General features: G+C 68.2%; 15 protein-coding genes. 6 read left to right on the top strand and 9 right to left on the bottom strand.

Features of this window, described 5'->3' with window-relative positions; genetic code table 11:
- Window positions 1-49: 49 nt before the first annotated feature.
- Entirely contained in the window at window positions 50-1,669 is a 1,620-nt protein-coding gene (locus tag J7643_00365; protein MBO9539028.1) for a PAS domain-containing protein, read from the top strand.
- On the opposite strand, the gene J7643_00360 is transcribed toward J7643_00365, so the two are convergent.
- The gene (locus J7643_00360) at window positions 1,666-2,778 is read right to left on the bottom strand and encodes an AlkZ family DNA glycosylase (GenBank protein ID MBO9539027.1); all 1,113 of its coding nucleotides are present in this window, start codon (window positions 2,776-2,778) and stop codon (window positions 1,666-1,668) included. The genes J7643_00365 and J7643_00360 overlap by 4 nt on opposite strands.
- A gap of 175 nt (window positions 2,779-2,953) precedes the next feature.
- Here J7643_00360 and J7643_00355 point away from each other — a divergent pair, with 175 nt between their 5' ends.
- On the top strand, window positions 2,954-3,562 hold the full coding sequence (locus tag J7643_00355) for a hypothetical protein (GenBank protein MBO9539026.1): 609 nt from the start codon (window positions 2,954-2,956) through the stop codon (window positions 3,560-3,562).
- On the opposite strand, the gene rfbC is transcribed toward J7643_00355, so the two are convergent.
- From rfbC to J7643_00330, 5 genes are all read right to left on the bottom strand, one after another.
- On the bottom strand, window positions 3,559-4,116 hold the full coding sequence (gene rfbC, locus J7643_00350) for a dTDP-4-dehydrorhamnose 3,5-epimerase (GenBank protein ID MBO9539025.1): 558 nt from the start codon (window positions 4,114-4,116) through the stop codon (window positions 3,559-3,561). The two genes, J7643_00355 and rfbC, sit on opposite strands and share 4 nt — an antisense overlap.
- An 83-nt stretch (window positions 4,117-4,199) precedes the next feature.
- Window positions 4,200-5,018 (bottom strand): carbohydrate ABC transporter permease, encoded by an 819-nt coding sequence (locus tag J7643_00345; protein MBO9539024.1) that lies wholly within the window; start codon window positions 5,016-5,018, stop codon window positions 4,200-4,202.
- 2 nt (window positions 5,019-5,020) lie between these two features.
- Window positions 5,021-5,911 carry a sugar ABC transporter permease gene (locus J7643_00340; protein ID MBO9539023.1) on the bottom strand — a complete coding sequence of 297 codons (891 nt, stop codon included), beginning with the start codon at window positions 5,909-5,911 and terminating at the stop codon, window positions 5,021-5,023.
- 15 nt (window positions 5,912-5,926) lie between these two features.
- Window positions 5,927-7,171, bottom strand: coding sequence for an ABC transporter substrate-binding protein (locus tag J7643_00335; GenBank protein MBO9539022.1), 1,245 nt, complete (start codon window positions 7,169-7,171; stop codon window positions 5,927-5,929).
- A 112-nt stretch (window positions 7,172-7,283) separates the two neighbouring features.
- On the bottom strand, window positions 7,284-7,949 hold the full coding sequence (locus J7643_00330) for a phosphatase PAP2 family protein (protein MBO9539021.1): 666 nt from the start codon (window positions 7,947-7,949) through the stop codon (window positions 7,284-7,286).
- 127 nt (window positions 7,950-8,076) lie between these two features.
- Here J7643_00330 and J7643_00325 point away from each other — a divergent pair, with 127 nt between their 5' ends.
- Both J7643_00325 and J7643_00320 read left to right on the top strand, forming a co-directional pair.
- Window positions 8,077-9,621 (top strand): PAS domain S-box protein, encoded by a 1,545-nt coding sequence (locus J7643_00325; GenBank protein MBO9539020.1) that lies wholly within the window; start codon window positions 8,077-8,079, stop codon window positions 9,619-9,621.
- A gap of 38 nt (window positions 9,622-9,659) precedes the next feature.
- The gene (locus tag J7643_00320; GenBank protein ID MBO9539019.1) at window positions 9,660-9,980 is read left to right on the top strand and encodes a heavy metal-binding domain-containing protein; all 321 of its coding nucleotides are present in this window, start codon (window positions 9,660-9,662) and stop codon (window positions 9,978-9,980) included.
- Here J7643_00320 and J7643_00315 read toward each other — a convergent pair.
- Genes J7643_00315 through J7643_00305 form a run of 3 tightly spaced genes read right to left on the bottom strand, consistent with a single transcriptional unit; the run spans window position 9,968 to window position 14,433 of the window.
- A complete protein-coding gene (locus tag J7643_00315) occupies window positions 9,968-12,787 on the bottom strand; it encodes an AAA family ATPase (protein MBO9539018.1) in 2,820 nt (939 codons plus the stop codon). The genes J7643_00320 and J7643_00315 overlap by 13 nt on opposite strands.
- Window positions 12,768-13,814: an AI-2E family transporter gene (locus tag J7643_00310; protein MBO9539017.1), complete on the bottom strand. Its 1,047-nt coding sequence runs from the start codon at window positions 13,812-13,814 to the stop codon at window positions 12,768-12,770. Before J7643_00310 ends, J7643_00315 begins: the two co-directional genes overlap by 20 nt.
- A gap of 58 nt (window positions 13,815-13,872) precedes the next feature.
- Window positions 13,873-14,433: a sugar O-acetyltransferase gene (locus J7643_00305; GenBank protein ID MBO9539016.1), complete on the bottom strand. Its 561-nt coding sequence runs from the start codon at window positions 14,431-14,433 to the stop codon at window positions 13,873-13,875.
- A 134-nt stretch (window positions 14,434-14,567) separates the two neighbouring features.
- Between J7643_00305 and J7643_00300 the strand changes: the two genes are divergently transcribed.
- Together J7643_00300 and J7643_00295 are read left to right on the top strand one after the other, a co-directional pair.
- On the top strand, window positions 14,568-15,419 hold the full coding sequence (locus J7643_00300; protein ID MBO9539015.1) for a tryptophan-rich sensory protein: 852 nt from the start codon (window positions 14,568-14,570) through the stop codon (window positions 15,417-15,419).
- A gap of 63 nt (window positions 15,420-15,482) precedes the next feature.
- The gene (locus tag J7643_00295) at window positions 15,483-17,882 is read left to right on the top strand and encodes a hypothetical protein (GenBank protein MBO9539014.1); all 2,400 of its coding nucleotides are present in this window, start codon (window positions 15,483-15,485) and stop codon (window positions 17,880-17,882) included.
- Window positions 17,883-17,917: the final 35 nt, after the last annotated feature.

The following is a 17,917-nucleotide window of genomic DNA, read 5'->3' as shown; positions in this document are numbered from 1 at the left end:
GCGATACTAGATAGTTCGCATCAGAACCCTTTTCTCCCGAGGAGACCCCGTGCTACCACTCGAGCAGCCCTTCTCCAGCCAAGACGAAGAGAACGCGCAGCTCCGTGCCCAGTTGGCAACCCTCCAGGAGCAAGCCGCCTGGATGGAGGCGCGCTATCGCACCCTGATGGGGGCGACCTCGCAGATTACCTGGCTTGCGGCCCTGGATGGCCGCCTCATCGAGTCTCCCGGCTGGTGCAGGTTCACAGGCCTCTCCCCCGAGGCGATCCAAGGCCGGGGGTGGCTCCAGGCGATCCATCCGGACGACTTCGCCCCGGCCGCCGACGCCTGGGCGCGAGCGGTCGCCGACGAGGATCACTACGTGGCGGAGTACCGGGTGCGGCGGCACGACGGGGTCTATCGCTGGTTCGCCGCCCGAGGCCGCCTCGTCCGGGACGCACAGGGCGTGGCGCGGGAGTGGATCGGCGCGAGCCGCGACATCGAAGATGAGAAGCGCAGCTCCGAGGCCTTGCGGTACCGGACCCTGCGGATCGAGGCCGAGGTGGTCCAGCGCACCAGGGCCCTGCGCAAGAGCGAAGAGATGCTCGCCGAGGCCCAGCGCATCGCGCACATCGGCAGCTGGGAGCTCGACGTGACGACGCGCGAGCTCACATGGTCGGAAGAGCAGTGCCGCCTCTTCGGGATCGACCCGCTCACCCGCCAGATCCCCCGCGCCCAGGCGATCGCGCGGATCGACCCCCACGACCTGCCGCGCCACGAGGAGGTCATGCAGGGGGCGATCGCGCGGGCCGAAGCCTTCTCGATGGAGTACCGGGTCATCCACCCGGACGGCAAGGCGCTCGACCTTCACTCGATCGGGCGGCCCATCCTCGACGACGAGGGGCGGGTCGTCAAGATGATCGGCACCAGCCAGGACGTCACCGAGCGCGCGCGGCTCACCGCCCAGCTCCGCGCGCAGTACGAGCAGCTCATGGCCCTCGACCAGCTCAAGAACAACTTCGTCAACTCGGTCACCCACGAGCTCCGGACGCCCTTGACCTCCATCGTGGGCTACGCCGAATTCCTCGAAGACGAGCTCGGCGGTCCCGTGACCCCCGAGCAACACGAGTTCATCCACCAGATCCAGCGCGGCGCCACGCGCCTCGAGTACCTGCTCAACGACCTGCTCGACTTCGCCCGCATGGAGGCGGGCACCTTCACCCTCAAGATCGAGCCCGCCGAGCTGAGGGACCGGGTGCGCGAGGTGGTCGAGAGCCTGCGTCCCCAGGCCGACGAGAGCCGCACCTCGCTGGTGGCCAGCATGTCCGATTGTCCGCTGGAGCTCGAGATGGATACCCAGCGCATCGGCCAGGTGCTGACCAACCTCATCTCCAACGCCATCAAGTTCACCCCCGCGGGGGGCACGATCCGGGTCATGGCCTGCCGCCTCGACACGACCGTTCGCTGCGAGATCCAGGACGCCGGCCCCGGCATCCAGGCCGAAGACAAGCCCAGGCTGTTCCAACGGTTCTCCCAGCTGGAGGCCGGGGTGCGCATGGGCAAGGGGGCCGGCCTCGGCCTCTCGATCAGCAAGGCCCTCGTCGAGGCCCACGGCGGCACCATCGGGGTCGAGAGCACCCCGGGGGTGGGCAGCACCTTCTGGTTCGAGCTGCCCATCAAGCAGCCCTAAACGGGCAAGAAGCTCAGCTCATGGGAGGCCGCGTCAGGTTCGGCGAAGCGCAGGAGCGCCTCGCCCTCGGCCGCCAGCGCGTCGCGATCGGCCGGGGCGATCGCCTCGAACGGCGAAAGCGCGAGCGTCGCGCGCTTGGCCTTGCGCTCGATGCTCCAGGTCCCCGCGATGCGTCCGTCGACCGTGAAGCTCGCGAGCACCTTGAGGTTCTTGGTCACGAGGCGGGCGCGATGAGCGTCGTCAACCAGGCGCGTGCGGTCGGCGTGCGCGAGCACCAGGTTGTCGTACTCGGGCAAGAAGCGCATGGGCGCGCTCACCTCCTCACCGGGGCGCGGGGCGTCGGGCAGATCGAACAGCTCGCGCCCCTTGGGGTCCTTGAAGGTGACGAGCTCGTCGCGCAGGGCCTCGAAGACGGGCTTGAGGCCCTTGAGGCCGGACCAGGTCTGCGCGTCGGCCACCGTGGCGGGGCCGAAGGCCGCGAGGTAACGCCGCACCAGCTCGTGCGGAGTGTCGACAGGCGCTAGCTCTGCCCCGAGCCAGGTCTCGGCCAGGGTGAAGGCCGCATCCGCCGGATAAGCCCAGGCCGAATCGTCGGGCACCATGACGAGCGGCAGGTGCATCCGGGCGGCGAAGCCCATGACCCGCTCGTCGCCTTCCGGAAAGCGCGCCATGAGCTGGCCCCTCAACTCGGTGAAGGTGCGAGGGCCCTCGGCAAACAGCTCGCGGGCCGCACCGGCCACCCCTTCGAGGTCCAGGCCTTCGGCGCGGCCGCGCAGGGTCGTCGCGATCGCCCCCGAGAGCATCTCGCTCAGCGCGGGGCGCAGGCGGCGGTAGTCCTCGGCGGTCATGTAGTGGATCGTGCCGCGCATCATGGTCGCCCGGACCACCTCCCGGCGATGGACGAGAGAAGCGAGATCCTCGCGCTTGAAGCCCTCGAGCCGCGTCCAGAGGCCGATGAAGGGCGGCTTCGGCACCTGGCCCTGCATGCCGGCGAGGGATGCGATCGCCTGGTGCGGCGAGGCGCCGGCGCGCGCGAGCAAGAGCTGACGGGCGAGCGTTGCGCGATTGAGGGCCTGAAGGGAGAGAGACTGGGCGGCGGTGCGAGGCATCGAGGCTTCCTGAACAAGGGCGAGCACGCGGCGCACGGCACGCACGCGAGGCCCTCCTCAGCTTACCCAAAAAAGGCCGTTGTTGCGTACGAGCCCCCTTCGTCGTAATCGCCGATGACGCAGGCGCCCCGCGCGGCGAAGATGCTCCCGCAAGGGCGAGGAGGGGAAGCAGCGCGTGAGCAAGATTGCCATCCTGGACGACTACGAAGCGTACTCCCAGATGATCGCCGCGCCGCTCAACCAGGCGGGGCACGAAACCCTGATCGCGCTGGTCCCGATCGACTTCGAGCGCGTGCTCGACTTCGGCCCGGACGTCATCGTGGTGGCCCTCTACCGCAAAGAGGAGGCCTTCGAGCGCCCCATCCGGGATCCGGCAGCGGACCTCATCGGCTACGAGGCACTCTGCGAAATGGAGCGATACCCGGCGATCAACCTCCTGCCGATCGTCTTGCTCGGGCACGGGGTCAGCTCCCGCGACGTGCCGACCCACGTCCGCTACGACTGCTTCTTGAGCTTCCCGCACGACATCAACAACTTCCCCTCGGAGATCGAAACGGTGGCCGCCAAGGTCAAAAGCCGGCGCAAGATCTCAGGGTACGTCTGCCCCATCTGCGGCAATCGCTTGACCTTCAGCGAGGAGCCGGTGCGGGATCTCTTCTGTCCCAAGGATGGCACGGCCGTCGCCATCATCAACCCCGAGACGGCTCTGGTGACGGGCCCCGATGGCGCCTCGCGGCACGTCGCGCTCGAGACGCTGATGCCGCCGCCCAAGGACGAGCGCTAGCCTTGGTAGACGGGTAGCTTGGCGGGGTCCTGATCCGCAAGGCGCGGGTGCACCTTGTCCTTGTCAGAGAGCAGCACGTCGGTGAGGGGCCACTCGATGCCCAGCGCCGGATCGTTCCAGGCGATACCCTGCTCGGAAGCCGGGTGATAGTAGTCCGTGACCTGGTAGAGGAAATCGCACTCCTCGGAGAGGACCACGAAGCCGTGGGCGAAGCCCGCCGGCACGAACATCTGACGGTGCGTCACGTCGTCGAGCACCGCCCCGTAGGACTTGCCGAAGGTCGGCGAACCGCGCCGGATGTCCACCGCCACGTCGTAGACCGCCCCGCGCGCCACGCTCACGAGCTTGCCCTGGGGCTGCACCAGCTGGTAGTGAAGGCCGCGCAGCACGCCGCGGCGCGAACGCGAGTGGTTGGCCTGCACGAAGCGCTCGGGGATGCCCGCCTCGCGGTAGCGGCTCTCGGCGTAGGTCTCAAGGAAGAAGCCGCGCGCATCCCCGAAGGCCTTGGGCTCGACCACGATGAGTCCGGGAATCCCTGTATCGATCACGTGCATGGTGTCTCTCTCGTCTACGGCTGTTCTAAGGACAAAAGGCTGCCTCCATTGTAGCGCAGGGGCAAGGCCCTCCGCCCCTCGTTTCACTCCTTGAGGCCGGTGGTCGCCACCCCCTTGATGAAGTGGCGCTGGAAGAGGGCGAAGACCACCAGCACGGGCAGGGTGTTGAACATGGACCCTGCCATGATGAGCGTCCAGCGCGTGACGTAGAGGCCCTTGAAGAAGTTGAGCCCGACCGGCAGGGTGAAGAGCTCGGGCGAGTTCAGCACGATCAGAGGCCAGGCAAAGGCGTTCCAGCTCGCCATGAAGCTCGTGATGGTCACGGTGGCGGCCACCGGGCCGGTCAAGGGCACGATCAGGCGCCAGAACATCCCGTAGCGCGAGAGGCCGTCCAGGGTGGCGGCTTCCTCGATCTCGATCGGCAGGGCCCTGAGGAACTGCGCGACCAGGAAGGTGCCGGTCGAAAGCGTCGCCACCAGCCCCGGCACGAGGCCCCAGTAGGTGTTGACCCAGCCGAGGCGCGACAGGGTCGTGTAGTTAGGGATCCAGAGGACCTGGTTCGGGATCATCATCGAGGCGAGCAGGATCAGGAAAAGGGTCTTGCGGCCGGGAAAGGCGATGCGCGCGAGCGAGAAGCCCCCCATCAGGCTCAAGAGCAGCAAGAGAGCGACCGTGACGACCGCGACGGCGAGGCTGTTGAGCACCCAGCGCAGAAAGAGCGGAGTGGTTCTCAGGACCTCGTGGTAGTTCTCGAAGGTGAGTGCTGCCGGCCACGCCCCGAAGGAGAAGGCCTCGCTCGGAGCCTTGAAGGAGGTGAAGAGGGCGAAGGCGAAGGGGAAGACGGAGGCCAGCGCGCAGGCGACGAGCACCAGGTAGAAGAAGAGGGTCTTGGCGCGCGCCATGGTCAGTCCCCCAAGAGCCGGCGCTGCAGCATGGTGCAGCCGAAGATCAGGGTCGCGAGCACGAAGGCGATCGCGCAGGCGTAGCCCATGTTGAAGTTCATGAACGCCTCCTGGTAGAGCAGATAGGCAATCGTGAGGGTCGACTTGAGCGGCCCGCCGCTCGTCATGATGAAGACCTGGTCGAAGACCTGAAAGCAGCCGATGAGGCCCACCGTCGCCACGTAGAAGGTCGTGGGTTTCAAGAGCGGCAGGGTGACGTGGCGGAACTGGGCCCAGGTGCCCGCCCCGTCGAGGCGCGCGGCCTCGTAGAGGGCCTCAGGGATGTCCTGCAAGCCCGCAAGGAACACGACCATGAAGAAGCCCGCCGTGGACCAGACGTTCTGCGCCATGATCGCCCCGAGGGCGGTGTGGACGTCGCCCAGCCAATCCACTGGCACCGAGAGGCCGAGCCAGGCCAGGAGGCGATCCAGGTGCAGGATGGCGAGCAGCTGGTTGAGGACGCCGTTCTTGAAGAAGATGAACAGGAAGATCAACGAGATCGCCACCGAGCTCGTCACCGACGGCAGGAAGAGCGTCACCCGAAACAGGTCCTTGCCCCGGATCCGGCGGTCCATGAGCACGGCGAGAAAGAGCGCGAGTGCCGTCTGGCACGAGACGACCACCAGGGTGTAGAGGGTGGTGTTGCGCAGGGCGATCCGGAAGTCCGGCTCGTTCAAGAGAAAGCGGTAGTTCTCGATCCCCACCCAGCGCGGCGCCGAGAACAGGTCGTAGGAGTGGAACGAGAGCCAGAGGGCATAGCCGATCGGCCAGCCTACGAAAACCGCCAGCAACACCAGGTAGGGCAGCAAGAAGACGTAGCCCGCGATCGCCTCGCCCCACTGCCTTCCGCCCATCCGCTCCTCCCTGTCCTAGAGCCGGTTTATCCGGTCGATGGCCGCGGCGGCCTCCGCGAGCGCCTGCTGAGGCGACTTCACCCCCAGGAGCACCTCCTGCACCGCGAGGCCGAGGCGATCGTTGACGCGGTTGCCCTGCGGCCCGAAGGCGTAGGGCTCGGCGTAGGCCGCCGCGTCGAGGATCGGGCGGTACTGGGGATGCTTTGAAACGAAGCGCGCGCTGACCGCCTTGCGGCTGGGCAGGGCGAAAGTGATCCGCTCCTGGGCGGATGCGCTCGTCAGGTACTCGATGAGCTTCCAGGAGGCCTCAGGGTGGCGGGCGCTCTGGGGGATGACGTAGGCGACGGTGAAGAGGAAGTTGCTGCGGCCGGCAGGGCCCCGGGGCAACTGGCTGATGCCGTAGCCGAGCCGGGGGAAGGACTCCGCGAGGTAGGGGGTCAGCCAGCTGCCCTCGAAGACCATGGCCGCCTGCTCGCGCCCGAAGGCGTCCCCGGCCCAGCTGCTGCCGACCTCGGACGGGAAGATGGCCGCACCCGAGCCCCTCAGGCTGGCGTAGTACTCCATGGCCTTCACGCCCGCAGGGCTTGCGATCGCGCACGACCCGTCGGGCGCATAGAGGCGCGCACCGAACATGGCGGCGACGGGCAAGAAGCGATCCGCCGTCTCGGGCGTCAGGGCAAAGCCGTGGCGGGGCGCTGGGCCCGTGTTGCGCGTCAGGCGCTCGGCCACGTCTCGAAAGCGAAACAGATCCCACTGGTCGCTCGGGTAGCTCAGCCCCGCCCGGTCGAAGCTTTCGCGGTTGTAGTAGAGCCCGAAGGTGTTGAAGTCCTTGGGGATGCCGTAGACCTTGCCCTTGTCGCTGAAGGCGCCGATCAAAGAAGGGATGAAGTCGCTGGCCTTGGTCGAGGAAGTGGCGAGAAAATCGTCGAGCGGGAGTAAGATCGAGCGCTTGGCGATAAAGGGCTGGAAGTACAGGATGTCCAGGTAGAAGACGTCCGGGGCCGTCCTGCTCGCGAGCATGGTGAGCAGCTTGGGGTAGTACTGGCCCGGCACCGGCTCGTAGCGCGCGGAAATCTGGGCCTGGGAGGCGTTGAAGTCGTCGACCAGCTCGCGCATCAGGTCGGTCTCGGCAGGGTTGCCCGCATAACCTGACAGTCGCAAGGCAATCTTGCCGTCCCGGCGGGCCTCTCGGCACCCCGAAGCGAGCGCCAAGCCGATAACGGCGGCCAAGACGCCGCACGCGCGCACCCAACCAACCATGGCTCCTCGCCTCGCTGCCCTCGATGACCCGCGCATGGTGCGCCGAGGCCAGGGGCGAGCGAAAGCGTCCCCGCGACGATTTTTCTTGGAACTCTTGCGCCGCTGCCCGGGCTCAGGCCTCGCGGGTGAGGATCCAGCGCCTGGCCGTCAGGCAGCAGGCGAGCCAGAAGAAGCCCACCAGGGCTCCGGCCACGATGTCCGAGGGCCAGTGGACGGCGAGGTACAGCCGGCTGAGGCTGATGAGTCCCGCGAGCAGCAGGCAGCAGAGGGCCACCAGCCAGCGCCACGGCTCGCGGGGACCCTGCGCGACCGTCCAGTAGGCCAAAAATCCGAAGAAGCACACGGACATGAGGGCATGGCCGCTGGGGAAGGAATAGCTCGCCTTGTGGACGGGCGAGGCGTACAGGTCCGGCCGCGTCTGGCGGAAGGCCTGCTTGAGGACGTAGGTGAGCCCCCCGCCCCCCGCCAGGACCGCCGCCAGCGTCAGCGCATCGGCGTGGCGTTTGCGGGCGAAGAGAAAGAGACCGAAGACCACGCCGAACAGGACGATGGCCCCCACCGAGCCGACCAGGGTCGTGGCGACGACGAGCGGGGTCCATTCCGGGTCCACGTGCGTCTGGACCCAGGCGAGCACCGCCCGGTCAAAGCGTGCCGTGTCGGTCTCGAGGACCTCGTCGGCGAGTTTCGCGAAGGCGAGCAGGGCAAGCACCGCCGCCCCGAAGGCGAGCGTGTAGAACCACCCGAGGCGACGAATGATCTCCTCTAACCAGCGCGGCATGCGGATCCTCCTCACCGTATGATGCAAGCAATAGGGCGAGAGTTCAAGGCCGTGGCCAAGCAGGACGCCGTGTTCTTCTCGCGATTCTGGGGAAAAATTCTACTGCCCCCTCGTCAGAAAGGCCTGGATGCAAGCCCCTCGTCCCCACCCTCCGGCAATCGAAGCCATCGAGACGGCCATCCCTGGATGGCAGCTCGCCGCGATCCTTGCGTCGTCGCCCGACCTGTTCTTCCTGTTCGGGCCGGATGGCCGCTACCAGTACGCCAACCCCGCGGCTCTCCATGCGCTGGGGCTCGCGCTCTCGCAGGTGCAGGGAAAATCCTGGCAGGAGCTAGGCCTCCCGCCCGAGGTCCTCATTCCCTTCGCACGCAAGGTCCAGGAAGTCGTCGAAACCGGCAAGCCCACCCAGGGCGAGAGCCACTTCCCGACCCGGCAAGGCCTGCGCTTCTACGATTACCACCTGGCTCCGATCCTCGGCTCCGACGGCCAGGTCGAGGGGGTGGCGAACACGATCCGGGACGTCAGCGACCTGGTCATCGCCAACCGCAGGCTCCGCGAGCAGCAGGAACGCTTCAAGGGCGCCTTTCAGTTCTCGGCCCTCGGCATGGCGCTGGTGGGGCTCGACGGCAAGCTCCTGAAGGTCAACCCGGCCCTCTGCCGGATCGTGGGCTACTCCGAAGCGGAGCTTGCGACCATGAGCGTCCAGGACATCACGCACCCGGACGACGTGGAAAGCGATTTTGCCCTCTACGACCAGCTCCAGCGCGGCGAGATCGAGACCTACCAGCTCGAGAAGCGCTACATCCACCGCTCGGGAAACCTGCTGTGGCTCAAGCTCACCGTCTCGCTGGTCCGCGACGAGCAGTGCGCCCCCCTCTATGCCGTGGGGCAGGTCGAGGAGATCACCCGGCAGAAGGAGGCCGAAGCCAAGCTGGAAGAGGCTAACCGACGCCTGCGCCAGGCGGATCGCCTCAAGGACGAGTTCATCAGCGTCGTGGCGCACGAGCTCAAGAACCCGCTGAGCATCCTCAAGGGCTACAGCGTCCTGCTCGAGAACCAGGCGCTGGGTCCTCTTACCCCCGAGCAGCAGCGGGCCATGCAGCAGATCCGCACCGGGACCGAGCTGCTCATCCACCACGTGAACGACCTGCTCGACATGGGCATGATCCAGGCGGGCCACTTCACGCTGAACGTCCAGCAGGTGGCCTTCGATCGCCTGGTGGAGCGCACCCTCGGCCTGCTCGCCCTGAGCGCCGAGCAAAAGACCCTTAGCCTCACCGTCTCGCTCCCGGCGGCTCTGCCCATTCTCGATTGCGACGAGAAACGGATCGGCCAGGTCCTCCACAACCTGCTCTCCAACGCCATCAAGTTCACCCCTGCCGGCGGCCGGATCGCCGTGCGCGCCGAGGCGACAGCCGAGGCTCTGCGCTGCGAGGTGAGCGACACCGGGCCGGGCATCTCGGCCGAGGACGTGCCACGCCTCTTCAAGCGCTTCAGCCAGCTCTCCGGGGTGCCCGGCCTGAGCGGCAGCGGGCTGGGGCTCTCCATCAGCAAGGCCCTGATCGAAGCCCACGGGGGCGCCATGGGGGTCGAGAGCGAAGGACCGGGCAAGGGCAGCACCTTCTGGTTCAGCCTGCCCCTGACGGGTGCGGAACCTTCGCTTGGGGTATGATGACCCTGCATCCCCCGCCTCACGACAAGGATTCCGCCATGATCGTCACCACCACCCCCAGCATCGACGGCCAGCGCATCACCAAGTACCAGGGCCTGGTCAGCGGCGAGGCCATCCTGGGGGCCAACATCTTCAAGGACTTCTTCGCCAGCATCCGCGACATCGTCGGCGGCCGCTCGGCCTCCTACGAGAAGGAGCTGCGCCGGGCCAAGGACATCGCGGTCAAGGAGATGATCGAAGAGGCCCGCAAGCTCGGCGCCAACGCCGTGGTCGGGGTCGATCTCGACTACGAGACGATCGGCGCCGACGGCAGCATGATCATGGTCAGCGCGAGCGGCACCGCCGTCTACGTCGAGTAGTCCGACCCCGCACGCAGGGCGGCCACGGCCTCGACGCGACCGGCGCGCTCCAGCAGCGCGATCGCCTCGTCCCAATGTCTGGCCGCCACGTGCGCATCGAGCGCCGCCCAGTCGATCCGCCGCGCGCGCTCGGCCTGCGCGGCGAAGACCTCCCCGAAGATACGCCAGGCCACCGGCACGAGCTCGCGCCAATCGGCCTCCCACACCCAGGCGAAGTCCTCGGTCATGAGCGCTCGCCAGAACGCGAGCAACTCGTCGGCCGGCTTGGCCTCGGCTGACGCCTCGCGGCTGCAAGCGATCGCAAAGCGCTCGGCTGCGCGCAGGAGCGCCTTCTTGTCGTTCTTGCGCCGGGCCGCGTACATCGCAAGCAGCGGCGCCTCGGCCGTCCGGAAGTGCCCGAGAGCCGCCTCCCAGTCGTGGGCCTCGGCCATGAGCCGGCCGGCAGGCAGCCAGTCTTGCCCCTCGCAGTAAGCCGCGTAGGCGCGATCGCGCTTGCCCGCGCGCTCCCAGTGAACGCCTGCCTGCGCCCAGGCCCCGCAGGCCTCGAAGCGCTGGGCCGCCGTCTCGTTCTGCCCGAGCCGCCCCATGCAACGCGCCACGCCCGCCGCATCCCCCGCCTTTTCATAAGCCTCGGCGGCCTCTTCGTAGACTTCGAGGCGCTCCAGGCACCGGGCCGTCCCGGCCGCATCGCCCAGGGCCCGCAAGCGAGGCAGCGCCTCGCGCCAGGCCCCGAGTTCCAGCAGTCCCTGAGCGGCCCGACGCTTGTCGCCTGCCATGTCCCAGTAGGTGACGGCGTCGCGCCAGAGGCCCCCGCGCTCTGCGCAGGCGGCGGCTTGCTTGAAGCGCTCGGCGTGCTCGTAGCACACGGCCGCATCCGCCCAGCGCGAAAGGAGTTCGTAGCAGGTTGCCGCCTCGCTCCAGGCGCCGATCCGCTCGTAGAGGGCAGCGGCCTGAGCGTGATGGCCCCGCTCTGCGAGCTCCTCGGCCCGCTGCGCGATGAAGGTCGCATCCTCGTCGGCCGCTTCGAGAATGTCCTTCAGCCGCAAGAGGGCCGCCTCCCCCTCGACCAGGGGGCAATCCGCGAGCGGCTCCCAGCCACGGGGCCAAAAGGCGTCCACGATGAAGAGCTGCTCGATGGCCCGGGTGACGGCCACGTTGAAGCGGTTGATCGCATAGCGCAGGCGCGAATCGGCCGGATCCCGGCGCTCCCAGACGGCCCAGTCCGCATCGAGCAGGTTCCAGAGCACCACGTATTCGCGCTCAAGGCCCTTGGCCTCGTGAACGGTGAAAAGGGGGGCCTCGCCGAAGCGATCCCTCAGCTCCTCCTTGGCGGCCTCGCCCGAGACGACGACCATCAGGCGGGCACTGAGGCGCTCAGGAGGCGGCAAGCTTCCGATCTCGCTCGGCCTCAGGCGACAGATAGCGGGCCCCGACTTGAGGGCCGCGACCGGCGCCCCGTCGGGATCCCCGAGGACCTCGCCACGCCAGGCGGCGATCTTGTTGGCGAGGGCCACCACGGGCTCAGGCGAGCGATAGTTGGTGGGCAGTTGCAGGACCGCCTCGCGCCCGAGGCCGATGCGCCAGTGGCGATAGAGCCGCTCGCGGAAGCGCAGCCAGTCGAAGCGGCCCGGGTGGATGGCCTGGTGGGTATCGCCCGCCAAGAAGAAGCCGTCAGGGCGCGCGCAGAGGCGCATGAGGATCCCGAGGTGGAAGGCCGTCAGGTCCTGAGCCTCGTCGATGACAAGCTCGTCGAAAGTACCGAGCGAATTCTCGCCCGCAAGCACCGCGCGGTAAGCCGCCTGGGCGAGATCCAGGTCGTCCCAGCCGTCGAGAGCACGGTAGGCCTCGAAGACGCGGTAGAAGGCGTCCGGGTCATCCGACGTGCGCAAGGGGCTTTCCAGGTAGGCCTCGCGCGTCAGGTAGGCGCGCTCGGGGGCCGCAAGCAGTTGCTCGTCCCCCTTGATGACGGCCTGGATCTCTTCCCAGTACCGTTCGGGATCGCGGCCGATGAAGCGGTTGAGGCGGCCGAAGAGATGGTGCTTGAAGGCCGAAAGGGTCAGCCGCTGCTCGGGGGCAAAAGCGCCGTCGTCCGGCAAGAGGGCGCGGCAGACCTCGTCGAGGGTCATGAAGCGCGGGGGGTTGTCGCGCCGAGGCGAAAGGCAGTGGTAAAGGCGCTCGGCGTGGCGCTTGAGCTGGGGGGTGTAGGTGACGTAGAGCTGACGGCCCTGCCCCTCGCCCATCATGAGGCGGTAGAGGGCCACGGTCGTCTTGCCGCTGCCCGCGCCGCCCTTGAGCAGGACCGGCCCCGGCCGCATGGCGATGGCGCGCTGGGCCTCGTCCAGATCGAGCAGGAGACCTGCCTCGGGGTCGCGCCGGCGGCGCTCGTCCCAGGCGGGATCCCAGACCCGACGAACGGGCCAAGGCCTGTCGGAGACGAGGGGGGCATCGAACTCGATGGCGATGGGCGAAGGCGCCACGTGCAGGGCCTCGGCGATCTCGACCACCGGCGCCACCCGGTGCCAGACCTCGCCCGCGTCGTGCGAGCCGATGTCCCCGAAGTGAAGGGCGAGCCCCTGGGGCCCCTCGGTGAAGAAGAAGGGGATGCGCAGGGCCTCGGTGAGGCGCATCTTGTACAGGCCGTCGCCCAGCCGTCGGATCTGCTTGCCCGGCGCGCACCGCCCGCCCTGGTGGAACTGCCAGGCGATGCGGGTCAGGGCCCCGAAGCGGCTCGCGAGGTCCTTGAGCTCGTGCTTCAAGAGCCCCGCGGTGCGCTCGGAAACCGTGACCTTATGGAAGGCTGGTGTCATGCCGGAGGCCGGCCTCCACCCACTCGTTCCAGAGGACCATCCAGACCGCGAGGATCGCAGGCCCGATGAAGAGACCGACCAGCCCGAAGAGGGCGAGGCCTCCCAGGATGAAGAAGAAGGTCTGGAGGTACGGCAGGCGCGAGGTCCCGCTGATGACGAGCGGGCGCACGAGGTTGTCCACGGTGCTGACCACCAAGACACCCCACGCGACCAGGATCAGGGCCTTGATCGTCGAGCCCGCGAAGAAGAGGCCGAGGGCCGCCGTGCCCCAGATGAGGACCGCCCCGAAGGGGATGAGGGCCAAGAGGCTCGTGGCGACCCCCAGGAGGATGGGGGCGCGCAAACCGACCAGGGCGTAGCCCAGGCCCGCGGCGATGCCCTGGGCGACGGCGGCGAGGATGACCCCCGCGAACACGGCGCGCATAGCCTCCTTGGTGGGGTCGAGCAGCCGGCCGGCACGCTCGCCCAGGAGGTGAGAAAGGACGGCCTTGCCCTGCACGAAGTAGCGCTCACCGTTGCGATACAGGAAGAAGAGGGTGAAGAGGGCAAGACCCGCCTGGCCCAGGTTGGCCCCCACCAAGGCGAGGGCCTGGGTGCCCGGGCGCAAAAGCGGCAGGAGCATCTCCTTGCCGAGGCCCGAGCCGTGGTGCAGGGCCTCGGCCGCATCCAGCCAGGCTTGCTCGGCCGCCGGCACCCGCGAGAGCCAATCCGGCGGAGGCGGCGGGGCGGCGAGCAGGTTCTTGACCATCTCGTAGGCGGGTCCCAGCTCGGCGATCAAGGAGCTTGTGATGAGGGCCAGGGGCACCACCACGACGGCGACAATCCCCAGGCTCATGATGACGGCCGAGAGGGTGTCGCGGCCCTTGAGGGCAGCGTGCAGACGCTTGTAGAGGGGCCAAGAGACCGCCGCCAGGATGAACGACCAGGCGATCGCCTCCCAGAACGGGCGCAAGAGGTTGAAGGTGGTGAAGAGAAGCAGGGCGTAGATGAAGATCCAGCCGAGCGCGCGTGAAGGGAAGGCGTTCATGGTTCGTCCTATGCAGCCGTGACGCTCCATTGTAGCGTGCGGCCTGAAATTGCGGGGCTCAGAGCGAGCGAATCACCCGGCACGGGTTGCCCGCGGCGAAGACGTTCGCCGGGATGTCACGCGTCACCACGCTGCCCGCCCCGATGGTGGTGTTGTCGCCGATTTTGACCCCGGGGCAGATGACGCTGCGGCCCCCGACCCAGACGTTGTCCCCGATCGTGACCGGACGCGCGAGCTCGGGCCCCTCGATCCGTTGCGCGGCCTCCAGCGGGTGGGTCGCGGCGTAGACGTGGACGCCGGGGCCGAACATGACGTTGCGGCCGATGCGCACCTCGGCGCAGTCCAGGATGACGCAGTCGAAGTTCATGTAGAGGCCGTCGCCCGCGTGGATGTTGAAGCCGTAGTCGCACCGGAAGGGCGGCTCGATTTCGAGGCGCGCGCCGACCGAGCCGAAGAATTCCTTCAAGAGGTTGAAGCGGAAGGGGGCCTGGTCCTCGGTCGAGGCGTTGTAGCGGCGCAGCTGGGCGCGCGCATGCTTGCGTGCCTCGACCAGCTCGGGATCAGACGCCAGGTAGAGATCCCCTGCGACCATCTTCTCGCGCTCGCTTCGTTCAGCCATGGCGCTCCCTCCTCGATCGCCCGGCCCACGATCCGCCAGGCCCCTCCATGATAGCGCAGGCATCATCGCCTGCCCATTGAGTGCGGCCCCGAGCGCGCCATACTGGGGGCGTCGCTCGCGCAAAGGAGGCCGCCATGCAAAAGGCTCCCCAGACGAAAGCTCCGACGCTCAGGCACACCTGGCTCTCGCGCTACATCGAAGAGGGAAAGCGCTACCAGGGCCCCGCCTGGCTCCGCTACGGCGTGCTCGGCGCTTGGCTTGTCATGACCCTGCTCAACGTGTTCAGCTTCGCCCTGCTGCCCATGACCGTCCAGCAGGTCAGCCAGCTGAGAACACCCCTCTACCTGGATCCCGCGCCGTACGCCTTCTCGATCTGGGGGCTGCTCTTCGCGGCCCTCGGCGCCTACGCCGTCTACCAGTGGCTGCCCTTCCACCCACGCGGCGCGCTGCTCGCCGAGACCCGCGTCCCCATGCTCGTCTCGTTCGTCTGCGGGATCCTGTGGCCCGTGGCGGTCGGCTTCGTCCAGATGCCGCTCGCCCTCTTGCTCATCGTCGGCATGCTCGCAAGCGCCGCCGTCGCCTACCAGCGCTTCAAGCCCGAGGCCGCGCACGGCATGCCCCAGCGGCTCTGCGTCAGCTGGCCCCTGGGCCTCTACCTCGGCTGGCTCTCGCTTGCGACCGTGGTGAGCCTCGCGGGGGTATTGACCGACGACCTGGGTCTGCGCAGCGTCCTGCTCTCGTCGGTTGCTTGGTCTGCGATCGCCATCCTCGGCCTCGGCGGGCTCGGCGCCGTCCTGGGCTACCGTAAGCGAGACTGGGCCTTCAACGCAGCGCTCGGCTGGGGCCTAATCGCCATCGCCGGCGAGCAGCGCACGCCCCCCATCGGCTGGGCAGTCGTCTTCGCCATCGCCCTGATGGCCTTCGGGCTGATCGCCGGCAGCCGGAGGCGCACGCCGCCTCGTTCCATGCGGGATCGCCTGGCATAAAGCCCCGTCCAAGCTGATGCACTAATTTTTGCATTGCCCCAAATTTTAGTATGATCCTGTTCCATGGACATGCCCACCCTTCACCCCGGCGGGACGATCCTGCTGAGCGCTGGGCCGCGAGCCGGCAAATCGGCGCTCTTGGGCCGCTGGCAGCAAGAAAGCACCCAGCCGACGCTTCTCCTGACCCTGAGCGTCGAGGATCGCGTGCCCGAATTCCTGCGGCACCGACTGCTGCTGGCGTGGCCGGAAGTCCGTGAGCCCTACGAAGCGCTGACCCGCTCGGGCCTCTCTCCCTCGTGGGGGGCACGCCTTGCGATCGCCCTGGCCGAGGCGACACCCACCACCTGCCTGCTCGTCGACGACCTGCACCTGCTCGAAGACTCCGAGGCCCTGCCCGAGCTTCTCGCGCTGCTGCGGCACTTCCCGCGCACCGGGGCCCTCGCCGTGGCCTCGCGCCACCGGCTGCCTTCGCTCCAACGACCGGGCTGCCACAGCCTGGAGGCCGACGCGCCGCACTGGCATGAGGCCCCCCACCCCGACGACCTGATCACCCTGCCGGATCCCCTGCGGGCCGAGGCCCTCGCCCTCACCCTCACCGAGACGGCCCCTCCGTCGCCCGAGGGGCTCGAGCTCGTGCGTCGGAACCTGGCGCACCTGACGCCGGACGATACCGTCCAGCTGCGCCGGCCCTGGCTTTCGCCGGCCCACGTCCTCATCCAGCAAAGCCAGCCAGACGGGCTCTGGCCGCAAGTGGAGCGACGGCTCAGCGCGCACGCCACGCGCCTGTTGCGCACCGCCCGTAAGCCCTCCCTCGCCGACCTCTTGCAGCGGATCCCGACGGCGGTCCGCGCTGCGCAACCCTACCTGCTCCAGCTGGAGGGGGACACCCACTGCGCGACAGGGCAGTACCTGCAGGCGCTCGGCTGTTATCGTCAGGCACTCGCCCTGCGCGAGGCCGCCAAGGGCCCGACGGCGGATCTGCTGATCCGGTTGGCGAAGGTGGCCACCGCCACCGAAGATCTGGACGCGCTCCAGGTGTTGCTCGCACGCCTTGAGGCCCTGCCGGCGCTTGAACCCACGCAGCACGCTCAGACCCTTCACCTGAAGGGGCTTTCGCACTGGTTCGAGGGCCGACAGGATCAGGCCGAAGAGCGCTGGCGTGAAATCCTGGGCGTGCCGGCCGCCGGCGAGCGTGCCGTCTACTACGAGCAGTTCCGGGCGCTGCGCAATCTTCAAAGCCTGAGCGTCAACCAGTACCGGCAAGCCGATGCCCTGCGCTACGCCGACCAGATGCTCAGGCTCGCCACCACCCACGGCTTCCAGGTGGACCTCTTGCGGGCGCACCAGGCCAAGTTCGACGCGCTCGCCCTCGACGAGAATGCCCCCCCGCGCTTCGAGCAGCTCGTCTCGCTGCCCCTCGACGCATTCATCGGTCTATCGACCGAGAACTTCCTGTGCTATCTCTTGGGCCTCTCCGGCAACGCTTACCAGCACCAGGACCACGCACTCGCCGCACGCCTCTGCCGGTACCACCTGGGCCATGCCCAGGCACACGACAACCTGGAGCACATGCACGCGGCCTACCTCGGCCTCATGAACGCGCTCAGCCGTATCGGCCGCTTCGAGGAGGCCGCCGCGACCCGCGACGAGCTGTTGCGCCTTCAGCCGGTGGCCAAGTACGCGGGCAGCCTCGCGCGCCAGTGGGCCCTCGCCCTTCATCGGCAAGGCAGGGACGCCGAGGCCGTCGAACACCTCCAGCGCCACCTCAATACCCCGCTCTCGGAGCACGACACGACCTTCGGCCGCCTCGTCCTCCTCGGGATCGAAGCCAAAGCGGGTGACGCCAACGCCCCGGCGGCGATCGACGCGCTGCTCGCCACCCCCCACGGCCAGCGCCTTCGCAAGAGCGAGTCCCTGGTCCTGGAAGAACTCGGCCTCGCCGAGCCCCGCCCCGTCCTCAGGATCCGGGGCTTCGGGGATCTGGGCGCCTATCGGGGGGCGGCACAAGCTGCTCGCTGGCCCCGCAAGAAGGCCCTCGCCTTGCTCGCGCACCTGGTCCTACATCCGGAAGGCTGCTCGTCGGAGTCGCTGGCCGAGTGGCTGTTCAACGACCCGGAGGCGCTCGAGCCCCTGCACACGACGGTCTACGGCATGCGCCAAAGCCTCAAGGCCATCGGGCTGGGCGACATCCTCGAATCCACCCGGGGCCTCTACCGCCTCAAGCAGGACCAGGTGGCCTTTTGCGACCTGTACGCCTTCGAGGCCCTGTACGAGAACGCCCGCGCCCTCGAGGCGCTGGGCCAGAAGGGCATGGCGGTCGTCTTCGACGAGCTGGCCCTCCAGGTCGGTAACGCCCCGCTCTTCGACAACCTGCCGGACGACTTCGAAGCGGCACGCGAGCGCCACCAGGAGCGCCTGCGCGTATCCCGCAGCGCCGCTCAGGCGCACGCCTCTTTCCGCTGACCCCGTAGACCCAAGGCCTGTCCAGCCGGCTGCCG

Source organism: bacterium, assembly GCA_017744355.1.
Lineage (GTDB): Bacteria > Cyanobacteriota > Sericytochromatia > S15B-MN24 > UBA4093 > JAGIBK01.
Note: the sequence above shows the minus strand (reverse complement) of the source record. Positions and strands in the feature narration are given on the sequence as shown.